The following is a 16270-nucleotide window of genomic DNA, read 5'->3' on the forward strand; positions in this document are numbered from 1 at the left end:
GCTGGACTGGGTCGGGCCGGCCTGGGCTGGACTGGGCCGAGTCGGGCCGCCTGGGCTGGACTGGGTCGGGCCGGCCTGGGCCGGGCTGGGCCGAGTCGGGCCGGCCTGGGCTGGGCTGGGTCGGTCGGCGCGGGCGCGAGCAGTACGCGGAGCACGGTGGTCCACACCTGGCGCGGCCGGACGGGCTCGGGGGTCGTGAGTGTTCAGGGCGGTTCTAACCGCCCTGAACACTCACGACCAGCCGCGGCAGACCCGGGACAGCGGCTCTGGGCCGCCCGGCCATCCCAGGGCGGGGCGGTCCACCCCGACAAGCCCGCCCGCCGGCCTCCGGAGTTGTCCACAACGTGGCCCACCTGTGGACAACCTCCCCGTCGGCGCCCGAGGCGGCCGGCTTTGGGGTAAAGATGGACGGGTGGACGTGGACCTGGTCGTGCCGATGAAACACCCCCGCGACGGGAAGTCGCGGCTGCGTGGCGCCGTGGAACGGGAGCGGCATCCCAGGCTGGTGCTGGCGCTCGCCGCCGACACGCTCGCCGCCGTGGTCGCCACCGCTCGGGTGCGGCGGGTGCTGCTCGTCGCCGCCGATCCCGAGGCCGTCGCGGAACTCCGGGACCTCGGGATCGAGATCGTCGGGGAAGGCGACCTGGGAGCGGGCAGAACAGAACGCACCCTCAACGCCGCCTTCCGGCTCGGGGCCGAGCTGCTCCGGAAAGACGACCCGACGGCCGTCGTCGGGGCGCTGCAGGCCGACCTTCCCGCCCTGCGTGCGGGCGATCTTTCGGCCGCGCTCGGCGAGGCCGCGGGGCGGCGGGCCTTCGTCGCCGATCGGCAGGGCACCGGCACCACGCTGCTGCTGTCCGCCCCCGGCGCGCCGCTGGACCCGCGGTTCGGGCCCGGCTCGGCGCGGGCGCACGGGGCTTCCGGGGCCGTCCGGCTCGGGGGTGAGCTGCCGTCGCTGCGCAGTGACGTCGACACGCCCGAAGACCTCGCCCATGTCCGGCGCCTCGGTGTCGGGAAACACACCGCCGCCCGGCTCGGGGAACCCTGCGCCGCACCCGGTTGAGCTGTTCATCTGACCTTCACCGCGACCGGAGCAAATCCGCGTGGCTTAGTGAAGAATGGGTTCCGTGAGCACAGACGACGGCAGCACACCCGCACCGCGGAGGCGACGGAACACGACGACCGGGTCCTCGGAAACACCGAAGGAAGCACCCAAGAAGGCCGCCGAGAAGACCACCGCGGCCAAACCCGCGGCGGTCAAGAAGGTCCCGTCGAAGTCCACCGCGCGCGACACCGCGGCCCGTGCCACCGCCGGCAAGGCCCGAGTCCGCAAGAGCACACCCGCCGCGTCGACGCCCCGCCGCCGCAGCTCCGCGCAGGGCAACCCGCGCGGGGCCGAGGAGTTCCGTGCTGTCCCGTCGGCGCCGCCGGCCGTCACCTCCGCGCCGACCGCGGCCGAGACGCTGCCGGACGACCGGTACTTCAACCGCGAGCTGTCGTGGCAGGACTTCAACGCCCGCGTGCTCGCCCTGGCCGAGGACGAGTCGCAGCCGCTGCTCGAACGGACGAAGTTCCTCGCGATCTTCGCGTCCAATCTGGACGAGTTCTACATGGTCCGCGTCGCCGGCCTGAAGCGCCGCGACGAGACCGGCCTGCTGGTGCGCAGCGCGGACGGGCTCACCCCGCGCGAGCAGCTCGACTACATCTCCAAGCGCAACCAGGACCTGGTCGAGCGGCAGACCGGCGCGTTCGAGAAGCACCTGCGTCCGCAGCTGGCCGAGCACGACATCCGGATCGTCGGCTGGGCCGACCTCACCGGCGCCGACCAGCTGCGCCTGTCGAGCTACTTCTCCGAGCAGATCTTCCCGGTGCTGACGCCGCTGGCCGTCGACCCGGCGCACCCGTTCCCGTACATCTCCGGCCTGTCGCTCAACCTCGCGGTCACGGTCCGGGACCCGGAGGGCGGCACCGAGCGGTTCGCCCGGGTGAAGGTGCCGAGCAACGTGCCGCGGCTGATGCGCGTCGAAAACGAGCGGACCAGCCGGACCGCGACCTTCCTGCCCCTGGAAGAGCTGATCGCGGCGCACCTCGGCGAGCTGTTCACCGGCATGGACGTCACCGAGCACCACGTCTTCCGCGTCACCCGCAACGCCGACTTCGAGGTCGACGAAGACCGGGACGAGGACCTGCTGCAGGCCCTCGAGCGCGAGCTGGCGCAGCGCCGGTTCGGCCCGCCGGTGCGCCTCGAGGTCGCGCTGGACATGAGCGAGCACATGCTCGAGCTGCTGCTGCGCGAGCTGGACGTCGACCCGGCGGACGTCGTCGAGGTCCCCGGCCTGCTGGACCTGACCTGCCTGCACCAGCTGTCCGGGGTGGACCGCAAGGAGCTCAAGGACCGGCCGTTCGTGCCGGCGACGCACCCGGCGTTCGGCGAGCGCGAGACGCCGAAGAGCGTCTTCGCCACGCTGCGCGAGGGTGACGTGCTGGTGCACCACCCGTACGACTCCTTCTCCACGAGCGTGCAGCGGTTCATCGAGCAGGCCGCGGCCGACTCGAAGGTCCTCGCGATCAAGCAGACGCTGTACCGGACCTCGGGCGACTCGCCGATCGTCGACGCGCTGATCGACGCCGCGGAGGCGGGCAAGCAGGTCGTCGCGCTGGTCGAGATCAAGGCCCGGTTCGACGAGCAGGCCAACATCACCTGGGCGCGGACGCTGGAGCGCGCGGGCGTGCACGTCGTGTACGGCCTGGTCGGGCTGAAGACGCACTGCAAGGTGTCGATGATCGTGCGCCAGGAGGGCTCGACCATCCGCCGCTACTGCCACATCGGCACCGGCAACTACAACCCGAAGACCGCGCGGCTCTACGAGGACATCGGCCTGTTCACCGCCGACCCGAGCATCGGCGCCGACGTCACCGACCTGTTCAACGTGCTGACCGGCTACTCCCGGCAGGACACCTACCGGACGATACTGACGTCGCCGCACGGCATCCGCCGCGGCATCGTGCGCGCGATCGGCGAGGAGATCGAGCTGGCCCGGGCCGGGCAGCAGGCCGGGATCCGGATCAAGTGCAACTCGCTCGTCGACGAGCAGGTCATCGACGCGCTCTACCACGCGTCGCAGGCCGGTGTGCCGGTCGAGATCGTGGTGCGCGGGATCTGCACGCTCAAGCCCGGCGTCGAAGGCCTGTCCGAGAACATCCACGTCCGGTCGATCCTCGGCCGGTTCCTGGAGCACTCGCGGATCTTCAACTTCCGCGCCGGCGGCACGCACTGGATCGGCAGCGCGGACATGATGCACCGCAACCTGGACCGGCGGATCGAGGCGCTGGTGCGGGTCAAGGACCCGAAGCTGACGCGCCAGCTCGACGACATCTTCGACTCGGCGCTCGACCCGGCGACCCGCTGCTGGGTGCTCACCGCGAGCGGCGAGTGGTCGCCGTTCCCGGCGGACGGTTCGCGCGTGCGGGACCACCAGCTCGAGCTCGCCAAGCTGCACGGGGCCGCCGGATGACCGAAGAGGTACGGGCGGCCGGCGCGGTGTTGTGGCGCCTCGCCGGAGGGGCGACCGAGGTCGCCCTGGTCCACCGCCCGCGGTACGACGACTGGTCGCTGCCGAAGGGAAAGCTCGACGCCGGCGAGACGACGGCCGAGGCCGCTGTGCGGGAGGTCCGGGAAGAGACCGGTTTCCGCGCGGTGCTGGGCCGGTACCTGACCCGGACGTCCTACCGGGTGCCCGCGAAGCGCGGGTCCGGGACGGTGCCGAAGACCGTCGACTACTTCAGTGCGGAAGCCGTCTCCGGTGCGTTCGAGGAGAACGACGAAGTCGACGAGCTGCGCTGGCTCGAACCGACCGTCGCGGAGAAACTGCTGACGCGGCACGAGGACGTCCGCGTGCTGCGCGCGTTCTGCGAGCTGCCGGTCGGGCTGACGACGCTGCTGCTGGTGCGGCACGCGAAAGCCGGCAAGCGTGACGGCTGGAACGGCGACGACGACCTCCGGCCGCTGTCGGAAGCCGGCCTGCGGCAGGCCGCGGGGCTGCGGCGGGTGCTGGCGTTGTCCGCCCCGGACCGGGTGCTGTCGGCGCCGCGGCTGCGGTGCGTCCAGACCGTGCACGGGATCGCCGAGGACATCGGCGCCGAGGTGCGGCACGAGCCGCTGCTGTCCGAAGAGGGCTACTGGCCGGATCCGGTGCTGGGCGTCGCGCGGCTGCTGGCGATCGCCGGTGACGGCGGCACGCCGGTGGTGGCGAGCCAGGGCGGCGTGATCCCGGACCTGGTGAGCGCGCTGGCCGACCGCGACGGCGTCGAGCTGAGCGCGGCGCGCGGCGGTGTGGTGCCGAGCAAGAAGGGCTCGTTCTGGGCCTTGTCGTTCCGCCCGCCGACGGCCGGAACCGGCCCGGTCCTGGTGGCGGCGGACTACCACCCGAGCGCGTTGCCCGCCCCGGCTCCCAGCCGGCACTAGCCCGAGCGCCCCACTGTGGCGTTCGGTGCGTCCGACGCACCCATGGGAGCGGGCGAACTCGTCGAAGACAGCGCCGTGACAGTGGATGCCGGTGTACTGGTCCCGGTCCCCGCTGGGCCGCGCCGGGCTAGGGGTACGGCGCGTCCTTCGCCGGGGGCTCTTCTGGTGGCACCGTGGCCAGCAGTGCCTGGATCTCCGGGATGCGGGGATCTCCGAGGCGCTGGCTGGCGGCCAGCGCCTCGGCCCAGTGGCCGCCGGCCTCGCGCGTCCGGCCCGCGTGGTGTTTGAGCCGGCCCAGGGTGATCTGGACGTCGATGGTGCCGTAGTCGGCGTTGAGCTCCTTCAGTTCGGCGAGCGCGTCGAGCCCGGCCTTCTCCGCTTCGTCGTGCCGGCCGGCGCCTTCGAGCGCTTCGGCGACGTTCCCGAGGGCCAGCGCCGCGTGGTAGCGGTCGCCGAGGTCGGCGAAGGCGACGCGGGCGGCGAGGGCGGCTTCGGCGGCGTGGTCGTAGTCGTGCAGGCCGATGCGGCTCGCGCTGACGTTGAGCAGCGCGTGCGGGACGAACGTGCGCTGGCCGCGGTCGCGCGCGAGGTCGACGGCCTTGAGGGCGTAGCGCTCGGCTTCCGCGTACTCCGCGCGGACGTAGTAGGCGCCGGACAGGTTGGACAGGATCGCGACGGTCAGCGCCGTGCCGTTCCCGGTTTCGGACGCGGTCCGCGCTTCCTCCAGCGCTTCGAGGGCCTTGTCGGGCTGGAGGGTGCGCAGGTAGGCCGAGCCGAGGTTGTTGGCGCTGTACTGGAGACCGGTGTTGTCGCCGGCGTCGCGGGTGGCGGCGACGGCGATGCCGGCCGTCGCGATCCAGTCCTCGCGGTCGTGGCGTTCGGCGAAGAACCCGCGCAGCAGCCACGCGAGCTTCCACGCGTGGGCGACCCAGCCGTGGTGGGCGGCGACGCCGACGAGCGCGGTCAGCGCCGGGCGTTCGGCGGTGTACCAGGCGATCGTGTCCTCGTGCTGGGCGAACCGGACGGGCGGCAGCGGCACCGGGTCGAGGGTGATGTCGTCGGTGAGCAGGTCGGGCCGGACCAGCTTGTTGGCCTCGGCGACGCCGGCGAGGTACCAGTCGACGAGCCGCCGCAGCGCCGCCTCCCGTTCCGGCGCCGTCGTTTCCGTCTCGACGAGCTCACCGGCGTAGACGCGCAGGAGGTCGTGGAACTGGTAGCGGTCGGTGCTGGGCTGGTTGAGCAGGTGCGCGGCGGCGAGCTGGTCGGCGAGCTCACGCGCTTCGCGCAGGCCGGCGCCGGCGAGCGCGGCGGCCGAGGACAGGCTGAAGGCCAGGCCGGGGTGCAGGCCCAGCAGCCGGAAGAACCGCGCGGCGGCCGGACGCAACGCCTTGTAGGACCAGGAGAACGCGACGCGCAGGTCGGTGCCGGCGTCCTGCGGGTCGCGCAGGGTGTCGAGCCGCAGCTTCTGGTCGCGCAGCTCCTCGACGATCCCGGCCAGCGAAACGCCGGAGAAGCGGGACGCGCGTTCGCCCGCCAGCGCCAGCGCCAGCGGAAGGCGGCCGCAGAGCTGGACGAGCTCCGCGACGGCCCCGGGTTCGGCGGCGATGCGCTGCGGCCCGACGCTCCCCGCGAGCAGCGCTTCGGCGTCACGGTCGTCGAAGGAGCGCAGGGCGATGCGGCGCGCGCCGTCGCGGGCGACCAGGCCGCGCAGCTGGTTGCGGCTGGTCACGACGACGAGGTTGCCGGCGCCGGGCAGCAGCGGGCGGACCTGGTCGGCGTCGCGGGCGTTGTCGAGCAGCATCAACGTGCGGCTGCCGGCCAGCCGGCTGCGCAGCAGGCCGGAGCGTTCCTCCACTGTGGAAGGCCACGTCTCGGGCGGGACGCCGAGCGCGCGCAGGAAGCCGGCCAGCGCCGTCTCCGGTGTGACGGGGGTGCCCGCGGAGTGCCCCCGCAGGTCGAGGAACAGCTGGCCGCCGGGGAAGCGGTCGCGGACGCGGTGGGACCAGTGCACGGCCAGCGACGTCTTGCCGACACCGGCGGTGCCTTCGATGACGACGATGCCCGACGCGCCGCCCGGCGGGAGCCGGTCCAGCTCGGCGAGTTCGGTACCGCGGCCGGTGAAGCCGGCGACGTCGAAGGGCAGCTGACGCGGGACTTCGGTGCGGGCGGCGGGTTCGGCGTCGGCGGCGAGCAGCTCGGCGTGCAGGCGGCGCAGGTCCTCACCGGGCTCGACGCCGAGCTCGTCGGCCAGCAACGCGCGGAGCCCGGCGTAGCGGGACAGTGCTTCGGCGCGGCGCCCGGACCGGGCGAGGACCCGGACCAGCCGTTCCCACAAGGATTCCCGCAGCGGGTGCTGCGAGACGAGGTCGGTGAGCTCGGCGATGAGCCGCGCGTCCGGGACGAGCCCGCCGTCGAGGTCGATCCGCTGCTCGACGGCGAACAGGTACCGCTCGGTCAGCAGCGGCCCCCATTCGGCCGTCAGGGTGGGCGATCCGACGCCTTCGAGCGGGGCGCCGCCCCAGCCGTCGAGGGCGGTGGTGAGCAGGGTGCGGCGGTGCGCGGGTTCGGTGGTGGCCGCGGCCTGGTCCAGGGTGCGCAGGAAGCGCAGGGCGTCCACCCGGGACGGGTCCACGACCAGCCGGTACCCCTCCGGCTCGGTGACGACGGTGTCCTCGCCGCACAGGCGGCGCAGGCGCATCACGTACGTCTGCAGGCTCCCCCGGATGTGCGCGGGCGGCGCTTCGCCCCAGACGCCGCGCGCGAGGGTGTCGATCGAGACCAGGCGGCCCGCGGCCAGCGCGAGCGTCGCGAGCAGCGCGCGCTGGCGGGAACTGGTGAGCAGGACCGGCGAACCGTCGACGAGCACCTGGAAGGACCCGAGAAGCCGGATGTCGATGGTGGTCGCCCCCAGGTTCGCCTAGCGCGGCTGCCGGGCCCGCCCGACGCGGGTTCCGAGAAAGGCAGCGTGGCATCACTCGGCCGGGCGCTCAAGCGACTTGACGAAATTGGGCGGAACCGGTCCCGGCGCTGCGGGAGTCGCCCGAGTGGCGGTGTGCGGGTTCCTTTCGGGAAAGGAGAGCTCGCCGTGAGTAACTCTTACGGTACACGCGAATACGGCTCACGTTTCCGAGGCGCCGGCTCGCGTACCGGAGGGGTCGGTTCGCGCGCCCGGACTGTCGGCTCGCGTACCGGAGGGGTCGGTTCGCGTACCGGAGGGGTCGGCTCACGCACCCGGACAGTCGGTTCGCGTACAGGAAGGGTCGGCTCGCGCGCCTGGACAGTCGGCTCGCGTACCGGAAGGGTCGGCTCGCGCACCCGGACAGTCGGCTCGCGTACCGGAAGGGTCGGCTCGCGCACCTGGACAGTCGGCTCGCGTACCGGAGGGGTCGGCTCGCGTACCTGGACGGTCGACTCACGCTTCCGGACGGTCGGTTCGCATACCGGAGGGTCGTTCGCGTACTCGGGCAGTGGCTCGCATGCCGAAAGAGTCGTTCGGTTGCCCGGAGGGTCGGTTCGTGAGCCGCCCTCCGGGTACGTGAGTCGACTCCTGGGTACGTGAGCCGACCGTCCGGGGCGGGATTGCTTCTGGCGCACCGGGGTGTGAAACAGGCAGGGCCCCGCGCTCGGCTGCGCGGGGCCCTGCCTGGGAAAACTCCACCGGGTGGGGGTCAGCTCTTCTTGGCCGCGGTCGACGTCCGCCTGGCCGGAGCCTTCGCCGCGGTCGTCTTCGCCGCGGTCGTCTTCGCCGCGGTCGTCTTGGCCGCGGTCGTCTTCGCGGCCGTGGTCGTCTTGGCCGGCGTGGTCTTGGCCGCCGTGGTGCGGGTGGCGGCGGGCTTGCGGGCCGTGGTCGTCTTCGCCGCTGTCGTCTTCGGGGCCGCCTTTGCCCGCGTGGTGGTCGCCTTGGCGGGTGCGGCCTTGGCGGCCGTCGCCTTGGCCGCGGCGGGCTTCGCCGCGGTGCGGGTCGTGGCCGGCTTCGCCGTGGTGGCGCGCGTGCGGGTGGCCGTCGCGCGGGCGGTGGCGGGTTTCGCCGCGGCCGCGCGGGGCGTGGTGGCCCGGGTACTGGTGGTCTTGGCCGGCGCGGACGCCTTGGCCACGGCCGCACGCGTGGTCGTGGCGGCCGCCGTGGCGCGCTTGACCGGCGTGGCCTTGGCCAGCTTCTTCGCGCCGGAAATGACGTCCTTGAAGGTCGTCCCCGCACGGAAAGCGGGCACATTGGTCTTCTTCACGCGGACGGCTTCGCCGGTGCGCGGGTTGCGCGCGGTGCGAGCGGCGCGGGCGCGCTTCTCGAACACGCCGAAGCCGGTGATGTTCACCTTCTCGCCCTTGTTGACCGTCCGGATGATGATGTCGACCAGACCGTCAACGGCTTGCGAAGCCACCTTCTTGTCGCCCAGACGCTCCGTCAGGGCCTCGATCAGCTGGGCTTTGTTGGCCATCCAGTCCTCCAGGAAGGAAGTACCCCGTCCACGGCCGCGCCGGCCGACTAGCGACACGGTATTACCAACGCAGCGCAAATTCCAGACGTCCCGCGGGCCCTTTCCCTTGCCCCGGGGTGGGTTCCGCCGCGCGGAAGTGACCTTCGGGCATCCGTTCGCCGGATCATGAAAAAGGCGGGATCCCTTGCTGGGCAAGGGATCCCGCCTTCGGTCCGGGCTAGCCGGCGGCGATCGGCGTGGTCGTCGGCTTCCACGACGGACGGGTCGTCTCGAAGCCGTCGATCTCACCGGCATGGCGCAACGTGAGAGCGATGTCGTCGAGTCCTTCGAGCAGCCGCCAGCGGACGTAGTCGTCGATCTGGAACGGCGCGGTGAAGTCCTTGGCCCGCACGGTCTTGGTCTCGAGGTCCACCGTGACCTCGGTGCCGGGCTCGTTTTCGAGCAGCTTCCAGAGCAGTTCGACGTCGTGCTGCTCGCACTGGGCGGCCACCAGGCCGCCCTTGCCGGAGTTGCCGCGGAAGATGTCGGCGAAGCGGGCGGAGATGACGGCCCGGAAGCCGTAGTCCATCAGCGCCCAGACGGCGTGTTCGCGGGAGGAACCGGTGCCGAAGTCCGGTCCGGCGACGAGCACGCTGCCGGCGTTGAACGGCTCCTGGTTGAGGATGAACTCCTCGTCGCCGCGCCAGGCGGCGAACAGGCCGTCCTCGAAGCCGGTCCGGGTGACCCGCTTGAGGTAGACCGCCGGGATGATCTGGTCGGTGTCCACGTTGGACCGGCGCAGCGGGACGCCGACGCCGGTGTGCTGGGTGAACGGTTCCATGGTGGGAGCTCCTCTCGGGAGATCGGCAGTGGTCAGCGGGTGGCGGTGACGAGGTCTTCCGGCGACGACAGCGTGCCGCGCACGGCCGTCGCGGCGGCGACCAGCGGCGAGACCAGGTGCGTCCGGCCGCCCTTGCCCTGCCGGCCCTCGAAGTTGCGGTTCGACGTCGACGCGCTGCGCTCGCCCGGCTTCAGCTGGTCCGGGTTCATGCCCAGGCACATCGAGCAGCCGGCCTGGCGCCACTCGGCGCCCGCCTCCGTGAAGACCGTGTCCAGGCCCTCCTCCTCGGCGGCCTTGCGCACCCGCATCGAGCCGGGCACGACCAGCATCCGGACCGACTCCGCCACCTTGCGCCCGCGCAGCACCTCGGCCGCGGCCCGCAGGTCCTCGATCCGGCCGTTGGTGCAGGAGCCGAGGAAGACGGTGTCGACCGAGATCTCGCGCAGCGGCGTCCCGGGCTTCAAGTCCATGTAGGACAAGGCCTTCTCGGCGGCGACGCGGTCGTTCTCGTCCGGGATCTGCTCCGGGTCGGGCACCTCGGCGCTCAGCGGGAGGCCCTGGCCGGGGTTGGTGCCCCAGGTCACGAACGGCGTCAGCGCGCTCGCGTCGAGGTGCACCTCCTCGTCGAACTCCGCGCCGTCGTCGGTGCGCAGCTGCCGCCAGTTTTCGACCGCGGCGTCCCAATCGGCGCCCTTCGGCGAGTGCGGGCGGCCCTTCAGGTACTCGAACGTCGTCTCGTCCGGGGCGATCATCCCGGCGCGGGCGCCGGCCTCGATCGACATGTTGCAGACGGTCATCCGGGCTTCCATCGACAGCGCTTCGATGGCCTTGCCGCGGTATTCGAGGATGTACCCCTGGCCGCCGCCGGTGCCGATCTTGGCGATCACCGCGAGGATGACGTCCTTCGCCGTGACGCCCGGGCGCAGCTCGCCGTCGACCGTGATCGCCATCGTCTTGAACGGCCGCAGCGGCAGCGTCTGGGTGGCCATCACGTGCTCGACCTCGGACGTCCCGATGCCGAAGGCGATGGAGCCGAACGCGCCGTGCGTGGACGTGTGGCTGTCTCCGCAGACGACGGTCATCCCGGGCTGGGTCAGGCCGAGCTGCGGGCCGATGACGTGCACGATGCCCTGCTCGGCGTCACCCATCGGGTGCAGCCGGACACCGAACTCCTTGCAGTTGCGGCGAAGGGTGTCGACCTGCGTGCGCGAGACCGGATCGGCGATGGGGAGCTCGATGTCCACGGTGGGGACGTTGTGGTCCTCGGTCGCGATGGTGAGGTCGGGGCGGCGCAGCGGCCGCCCGGCCAGCCGGAGGCCGTCGAAGGCCTGCGGGCTGGTCACTTCGTGCAGCAGGTGGAGGTCGATGTAGAGCAGGTCCGGTTCGGCGCCTTCGCCCCGGCGCACGAGGTGGCTTTCCCACACCTTCTCCGCGAGTGTGCGGGCCTTGCCGGTCGAGCTGGTCATCTCCGGCTCCTTCCACGGTTCATTGTGGTGGTGGAACTCGGGCGCACACCTGCGGAACTGGTGCGAGCCGCGAAGGAGGGGCGCAGCTCGAGTTCGGGTTTCCCAGATGCTGGACTTCCCAAAGTGCGGGACGCTAGTATCGGGTCGTGGGACAGCATAGCGGTATCGGAGTACTGGACAAAGCAGTGGCCGTTCTGCAGGCGGTCGCCGACGACCCCTGCGGCCTGGCGGAACTGTGCACGCGGACCGGTCTGCCGCGGGCGACCGCGCACCGGCTCGCGGTCGGTCTCGAGGTGCACCGCCTGCTGCGCCGCGGGCCGGACGGGCGCTGGCGCCCGGGCACGGCACTGGCCGAACTCGCGGGCGGCTCGACCGACCCGCTGCTCGACGCGGCGGGCGTGGTCCTGCCGAAACTGCGGGACGTCACCGGCGAAAGCGTGCAGCTGTACCGGCGTGACGGCGTCCAGCGCGTGTGCGTCGCGACGGCCGAACCGCCGTCCGGTCTGCGCGACACGGTCCCGATCGGTTCCCGGCTGCCGATGACGGCAGGTTCGGGTGCGAAGGTGCTGGCGGCGTGGGCGGATCCGCACACGCAGCGCACGATCCTGGCGGACGCCGTCTTCGGCGAGCGCACGCTCCTGGAAGTCCGCCGCCGCGGCTGGGCGCAGAGCGTCGCCGAGCGCGAGCCCGGCGTGGCGAGCATCTCGGCGCCGGTCCGCGATTCGGCCGGCACGGTGGTCGCTGCGGTTTCGGTGTCCGGCCCGATCGAGCGCATCGGCCGCAAGCCGGGCGCCCGCTGGGCCGCGGACCTCCTCGCGGCGGCCGACGCGCTCCAAGAGCGTCTCTGACGTCACTCCTGCCTCAGGAGTCACACAAAGCCGTGAAGGGCACCTTCAGGGACTCTGAGTCCCTGAAGGTGCCCTTCACGGCTTTTCGGGGGGTGCGCGGGGGGTGCGCGGGGGCGGGGTTACGCCTGGCCGGTTTCGAAGCGGGCGACCTTGCCGTCCTGGACGGTGAACTTCCAGCGGGTGCGCATCGCGCCCCACGTCGAGTTCGAGTAGCTCGCGACGAACGACCGGCCGTCGTCCTGCACCGTCTCGACCGTCAGGTGCCCGTCGCCGGAGAAGATCTCCCGCTCGGTCCACTCGCCGAGGTCGCGCTCGGTGCCGTCGTCGGCCATCTTCGCGCCGGGGGTCAGCGCGGCCCGGAAGGCCGTGCGGTCGCCCGCGTTCAGCGCGTCCACGAACGCGCGCACCGCCGGGTCGCCGATCTGGTCCGTCATGCCCCCATCCCAGCAGCCGGCGGCGGCCGGTGCACCTTTTCGGGGGAACCTGGCCGCGGTGGCGTATTCGGTGACCACCGTCACGTCTCCTTCCTGTCGGAACCTTGGAGGGGGCACACCATGTCCACCACGCTGAACCGCCGGGCGCTCGCGATGCTCCGGGCCGTCGGGGCCGGCCGGGCCGAGCTGAGCTGCAGCTGCGAACCCGACCTGCGCGTCGACGGCCTGCCGTGCTGCGACCAGGCGACCGCGCACGACCTGGCCCGCGCCGGGCTGATCCGGCCGGCGCTCGGCCCGGCCGTCGCCGTCGGGCAGTGGGCGCCCGCGGAGCTGACCGCCGACGGCCGGCTCGCGCTGGGCACGCCGCTCGCCGCCTGAGAGGCAACCTTTCGCCCCCCTCGCGCGTGTACGCGTCAAGGAGCGCCGCGAGAGGGGAACCATGAGGATCGCCGTGGGCCTGCTGGGCCTGGGTCTGACCCTGACCGCCTGTTCCGGTTCCGGGACGCCCCCGGCCGCCCCGACCGTGACGGTGACCTCGCCGTTCCCGGTGGCCCCGACCGCGGATCCGGCCACGCTGAGCTGGGTGGACGGCTTCTGTTCCGCCGTCAACGGCTACCGCCTGCGCACCAACGCCGAGACCGAGCCACCCGGAACCGGTCCGACGACGGTCGCCGAGGCGCAGAAGGCGCTGTCCGCCCAGCTGGGCGGAATCGCGACCCGGACCGGCGAGGTGGTGGACAAGCTGGCGGCGCTGCCGCCCGCCCCGGAGCCGCTGGCGGAGACGGTCCGGACGGCGTTCGCCGCGAAGTTCACGACGTCCCGGGATCGCGCGTCCTCCGCCAAGACCCAGCTCGACCAGGCGAAGCCGGGTGATCCGGAGTCCCAGAACCCGGCGTCCGACGCGCTCAAGTGGGCGCAGACGAACCTCGACGGCACGTACGACCCGCTGACACCGCTGGCGCAGTCGACGGAGCTGATGTCCGCCGCCGCGTCCGCACCGAACTGCAAGACCTGAGCCACTGCCGGTGCGGCCGGGGTTGCCCGGGTCAGCGGCGCAGGGACGCCTGCAGCGGGAGCGACCTCGACGAGTCGCCCACCTGGATCGTGAAGCCGCCGTGGACCGGGCGCCACGCCTTGTCCCAGATCGAGAAGTCGCGCGCGTCCAGGTGGATCGTGACCCGCTGGGACTCCCCCGGCGCCAGCCGCACCCGCTCGAAGCCCTTGAGCTGGCGGGGCGGTTCACCCGCCGCGGCCGGGAAGCCCAGGTACAGCTGGGCGACCTCGGCGCCCGCGCGGTGGCCGGTGTTGCGGACCGTGAACGTCGCCGCCGCGCCGTCGCCCGTGTTCCGCACCGACAGCCCCGAGAAGGCGAACGTCGTGTACGACAGGCCGTAGCCGAACGGGAACAGCGGCGCCTTACCCTGCGCGTCGAACCAGCGGTAGCCGACCTGCAGGCCCTCCGAGTACGACGCCACGCCGTCGACGCCCGGGAACCGCTCGGGCGTGTTCGCCGGGGTGTCGGCGTCCGCCACCGGGAACGTGATCGGCAGCTTCGCCGACGGGTTGCTGTCACCGAAGAGCACACCCGCCACCGCCGCGCCGTCCTGCTGGCCCGGGTACCAGGCCTGCAGGATCGCGGGCACCGACGACGCCCACGGCATCAGCACCGGGCCGCCGCTCTTCACCACGACCACCGTGTGCGGGTTGGCCGCGGCGACCGCCGCGACGAGCGCGTCCTGGTTGCCCTCCAGCGCCAGGCTCGCCCGGTCCTTACCCTCCGCTTCGTTGTCGCCGACCATCACGATCGCGACGTCGGACGCACCGGCCAGCGACGCCGCCCGCGCGGGGTCGCTGCCGTCGTCGAGGGTCACCGCGGTGCCGGGAACCCGCTGCCGGAGGCCGGCCAACGGGTCCACTGTGGACGTCGGGATGACGGCGGAGCTGCCCCCGCCCCCGGTCTTCGCCCGGGTCGCGAACGGCCCGATGAGCGCGATCGAGCGCACCGAAGAGGAGTCGAGCGGCAACTGCGCGTGTTCGTTGCGCAGCAGCACCATGCCGCGCTCGGCGAACTGCTTCGCGGCCGCGTCGTGCTCCGCGGTCGGCAGCGGCGTGAGCACCGGCGGGTGGTCGAACTGGCCGAAGGCGAACATCGTCCGGAACCGCGGCAGCAGCAGCTCATCGACGCGCTGCTCGGTGACTTGCCCGGCGAGCACCGCCTGCTTCAGCTTGTCGCCGTACCAGGTGCCGTCGATCATCTCGAGGTTCATGCCCGCGGCCGCCGAGCCGACGGTGCTGTGCGCGGCGCCCCAGTCGGACTGCACGAACCCCTCGAAGCCCCAGTCGTCCCGCAGCTTTCCCTGCAGCAGCGCGGGGTTCTCGCACGTGAAGACGCCGTTGATCTTCGGGTAGGCGCACATCACCGACCCGGCCCCGCCTTCGGTCACCGCCTGCTCGAAGTGCGGCAGGTAGATCTCGTTGAGCGTGCGCTCGTCGATGTGCTCGTCGATGCTCTGGCGCTGTGTCTCCTGGTTGTTCGCCGCGTAGTGCTTGACCTCGGCGATGGTGCCGTTCTCCTGGATGCCGCGGATGTCGGCGGCGGCCAGCGCCCCGGCGAGCACCGGGTCCTCCCCCATGCCCTCGAAGGTCCGGCCGTTGCGTGGGACCCGGGCGATGTTGATGTCGGGCGCCTCGGACACGTTGTGCGCGAGCGCGCGGGTCTCGCTGCCGATCAGCCGGCCGTACCGGCGGGCGACGTCGGTGTCGAACGTCGACGCCAGCGCCATCGTGGCGGGCAGCGCGGTCGCCGGTTTCTGCGGTTTGTCGTCGGCCGGGCCCATGCCGGCCGGGCCGTTGGCGATCCGGAACCCGGGCACGCCGAGCCGCGGGACGGGCGGCACGAACCGCTGGTGCTCGGCGTCGGGCTGCAGGTGCAGCTGGGAGATCTTCTCGTCCAGCGTCATCGCCGCGACCAGTTCCGCGGCGCGGCGGTCGGGCGACTGGCGGGCGTCACGCCACGGCTGCGCGGCCGCCATCCCGGTCATCGGGACGGTCAGCGAAATCCCCAGTAGCGAGGCAAGAACCAGCCGGCCGTAACGCATCGAGTCTCCCTCGCCACCGAACGGGACCAAAGCCGGGTGAGAAAGTAACCCATACGTGGCACCAAAACATAGACTCGATGTCGTTCACGTACATGAACATCCTAAGAGCCTCAACCGTTTCCCCGGCTCAAGCGTGGAGGGGGCGAGGCACGAGGGAGGACGAGGGATGCTCAAGAAAACACTGATCGGCGTAATGGTGGCGGGCGCGGCGACGCTGACCCTGGCAGCTCCGGCGAGCGCGGCCGACGTCGGCTGGGGACTGACCCAGGAGGTCGAGCCCGGCGGGCAGATCGACGCGGAGACCCACGCCGCGGCCGGCGGTTGCACCCCGGGCTCGGCGGTCACGTCGAAGGGGTTCGCCGCGCCGCTGGAGTTCACCGAAGGCGGCAACTTCGGCCGGTACGGCGGCCACACCAAGGCGATCAAGACGCCGGGCAAGTACACGGCGAGTTTCACGTGCTCCGACGGCCGGGTCGCCACCGCGTCGTTCACCATCCTGGGCACCCCGCCGCCCACCACCACGACCAAGCCGAAGCCGGCCACCACGAAGCCGAAGCCGCCGGCATCGTCGTCGTCGAAGCCCGCCAAGCCGGTGAAACCGCAGGTCGCGGTCAAGCCGGCCGGCGCACCGCAGACCGGGGACGGGTCGCTGAGCTGACCCTCCACAAAGGACCCCCCGGGACCGGCCGCACCCCAGGCGGCC

General features: G+C 72.3%; 13 protein-coding genes. 7 read left to right on the forward strand and 6 right to left on the reverse strand.

Annotated elements, in window-relative coordinates; translation table 11 throughout:
• Positions 1-412 precede the first annotated feature (412 nt).
• From cofC to OG494_RS27815, 3 genes are read left to right on the forward strand one after another with little or no spacing between them, the layout of a single operon-like run.
• Positions 413-1063 carry a 2-phospho-L-lactate guanylyltransferase gene (gene cofC / locus OG494_RS27805; protein ID WP_328443572.1) on the forward strand — a complete coding sequence of 217 codons (651 nt, stop codon included), beginning with the start codon at positions 413-415 and terminating at the stop codon, positions 1061-1063.
• Between the two features lie 55 nt (positions 1064-1118).
• On the forward strand, positions 1119-3515 hold the full coding sequence (locus OG494_RS27810) for an RNA degradosome polyphosphate kinase (RefSeq protein WP_328443573.1): 2397 nt from the start codon (positions 1119-1121) through the stop codon (positions 3513-3515).
• On the forward strand, positions 3512-4465 hold the full coding sequence (locus tag OG494_RS27815) for an NUDIX hydrolase (RefSeq protein WP_328443575.1): 954 nt from the start codon (positions 3512-3514) through the stop codon (positions 4463-4465). The genes OG494_RS27810 and OG494_RS27815 overlap by 4 nt, the downstream gene beginning before the upstream one ends.
• A 127-nt stretch (positions 4466-4592) precedes the next feature.
• Here the strand turns inward: OG494_RS27815 and OG494_RS27820 are convergent, their stop codons facing one another.
• The 4 genes from OG494_RS27820 to leuC all read right to left on the reverse strand — a co-directional run bounded on the left by OG494_RS27820 (position 4593) and on the right by leuC (position 11187).
• Positions 4593-7331, reverse strand: a complete 2739-nt coding sequence (locus OG494_RS27820; RefSeq protein WP_328443577.1) for an AfsR/SARP family transcriptional regulator — start codon at positions 7329-7331, stop codon at positions 4593-4595.
• A gap of 802 nt (positions 7332-8133) precedes the next feature.
• A complete protein-coding gene (locus OG494_RS27825; RefSeq protein WP_328443579.1) occupies positions 8134-8901 on the reverse strand; it encodes an HU family DNA-binding protein in 768 nt (255 codons plus the stop codon).
• A 217-nt stretch (positions 8902-9118) separates the two neighbouring features.
• On the reverse strand, positions 9119-9721 hold the full coding sequence (gene leuD, locus OG494_RS27830) for a 3-isopropylmalate dehydratase small subunit (RefSeq protein ID WP_328443581.1): 603 nt from the start codon (positions 9719-9721) through the stop codon (positions 9119-9121).
• A gap of 32 nt (positions 9722-9753) precedes the next feature.
• Positions 9754-11187 carry a 3-isopropylmalate dehydratase large subunit gene (leuC, locus tag OG494_RS27835; RefSeq protein WP_328443583.1) on the reverse strand — a complete coding sequence of 478 codons (1434 nt, stop codon included), beginning with the start codon at positions 11185-11187 and terminating at the stop codon, positions 9754-9756.
• A gap of 146 nt (positions 11188-11333) precedes the next feature.
• Between leuC and OG494_RS27840 the strand changes: the two genes are divergently transcribed.
• On the forward strand, positions 11334-12035 hold the full coding sequence (locus tag OG494_RS27840; protein ID WP_163046815.1) for an IclR family transcriptional regulator: 702 nt from the start codon (positions 11334-11336) through the stop codon (positions 12033-12035).
• Positions 12036-12154: 119 nt separating this feature from the next.
• On the opposite strand, the gene OG494_RS27845 is transcribed toward OG494_RS27840, so the two are convergent.
• Entirely contained in the window at positions 12155-12469 is a 315-nt protein-coding gene (locus OG494_RS27845) for a nuclear transport factor 2 family protein (RefSeq protein ID WP_328443591.1), read from the reverse strand.
• A 120-nt stretch (positions 12470-12589) separates the two neighbouring features.
• On the opposite strand from OG494_RS27845, the gene OG494_RS27850 reads away from it, so the two are divergent.
• Positions 12590-12847 carry a hypothetical protein gene (locus OG494_RS27850; RefSeq protein WP_328443593.1) on the forward strand — a complete coding sequence of 86 codons (258 nt, stop codon included), beginning with the start codon at positions 12590-12592 and terminating at the stop codon, positions 12845-12847.
• Positions 12848-12908: 61 nt separating this feature from the next.
• Positions 12909-13484, forward strand: a complete 576-nt coding sequence (locus OG494_RS27855) for a hypothetical protein (protein ID WP_328443595.1) — start codon at positions 12909-12911, stop codon at positions 13482-13484.
• Between the two features lie 31 nt (positions 13485-13515).
• Here OG494_RS27855 and OG494_RS27860 read toward each other — a convergent pair whose 3' ends face one another.
• Entirely contained in the window at positions 13516-15567 is a 2052-nt protein-coding gene (locus OG494_RS27860) for a glycoside hydrolase family 3 C-terminal domain-containing protein (RefSeq protein WP_328443597.1), read from the reverse strand.
• Between the two features lie 166 nt (positions 15568-15733).
• Here OG494_RS27860 and OG494_RS27865 point away from each other — a divergent pair, with 166 nt between their 5' ends.
• Positions 15734-16225, forward strand: a complete 492-nt coding sequence (locus OG494_RS27865) for a hypothetical protein (RefSeq protein WP_328443599.1) — start codon at positions 15734-15736, stop codon at positions 16223-16225.
• The last annotated feature ends 45 nt before the right edge of the window (positions 16226-16270 follow it).

Source organism: Amycolatopsis sp. NBC_00438 (assembly GCF_036026695.1).
Classification (GTDB): Bacteria; Actinomycetota; Actinomycetes; order Mycobacteriales; family Pseudonocardiaceae; genus Amycolatopsis.

Excerpts from the sequence above, each read along its gene's own strand:
- OG494_RS27845 (WP_328443591.1), bottom strand. The coding sequence starts at position 12,469 with ATGACGGACCAGATCGGCGACCCGGCGGTGCGCGCGTTCGTGGACGCG.
- leuD (WP_328443581.1), bottom strand. The coding sequence starts at position 9,721 with ATGGAACCGTTCACCCAGCACACCGGCGTCGGCGTCCCGCTGCGCCGG.
- OG494_RS27810 (WP_328443573.1), top strand. The coding sequence starts at position 1,119 with ATGGGTTCCGTGAGCACAGACGACGGCAGCACACCCGCACCGCGGAGG.
- leuC (WP_328443583.1), bottom strand. The coding sequence starts at position 11,187 with ATGACCAGCTCGACCGGCAAGGCCCGCACACTCGCGGAGAAGGTGTGG.
- OG494_RS27855 (WP_328443595.1), top strand. The coding sequence starts at position 12,909 with ATGAGGATCGCCGTGGGCCTGCTGGGCCTGGGTCTGACCCTGACCGCC.
- OG494_RS27850 (WP_328443593.1), top strand. The coding sequence starts at position 12,590 with ATGTCCACCACGCTGAACCGCCGGGCGCTCGCGATGCTCCGGGCCGTC.
- OG494_RS27865 (WP_328443599.1), top strand. The coding sequence starts at position 15,734 with ATGCTCAAGAAAACACTGATCGGCGTAATGGTGGCGGGCGCGGCGACG.
- OG494_RS27825 (WP_328443579.1), bottom strand. The coding sequence starts at position 8,901 with ATGGCCAACAAAGCCCAGCTGATCGAGGCCCTGACGGAGCGTCTGGGC.
- OG494_RS27860 (WP_328443597.1), bottom strand. The coding sequence starts at position 15,567 with ATGCGTTACGGCCGGCTGGTTCTTGCCTCGCTACTGGGGATTTCGCTG.
- OG494_RS27815 (WP_328443575.1), top strand. The coding sequence starts at position 3,512 with ATGACCGAAGAGGTACGGGCGGCCGGCGCGGTGTTGTGGCGCCTCGCC.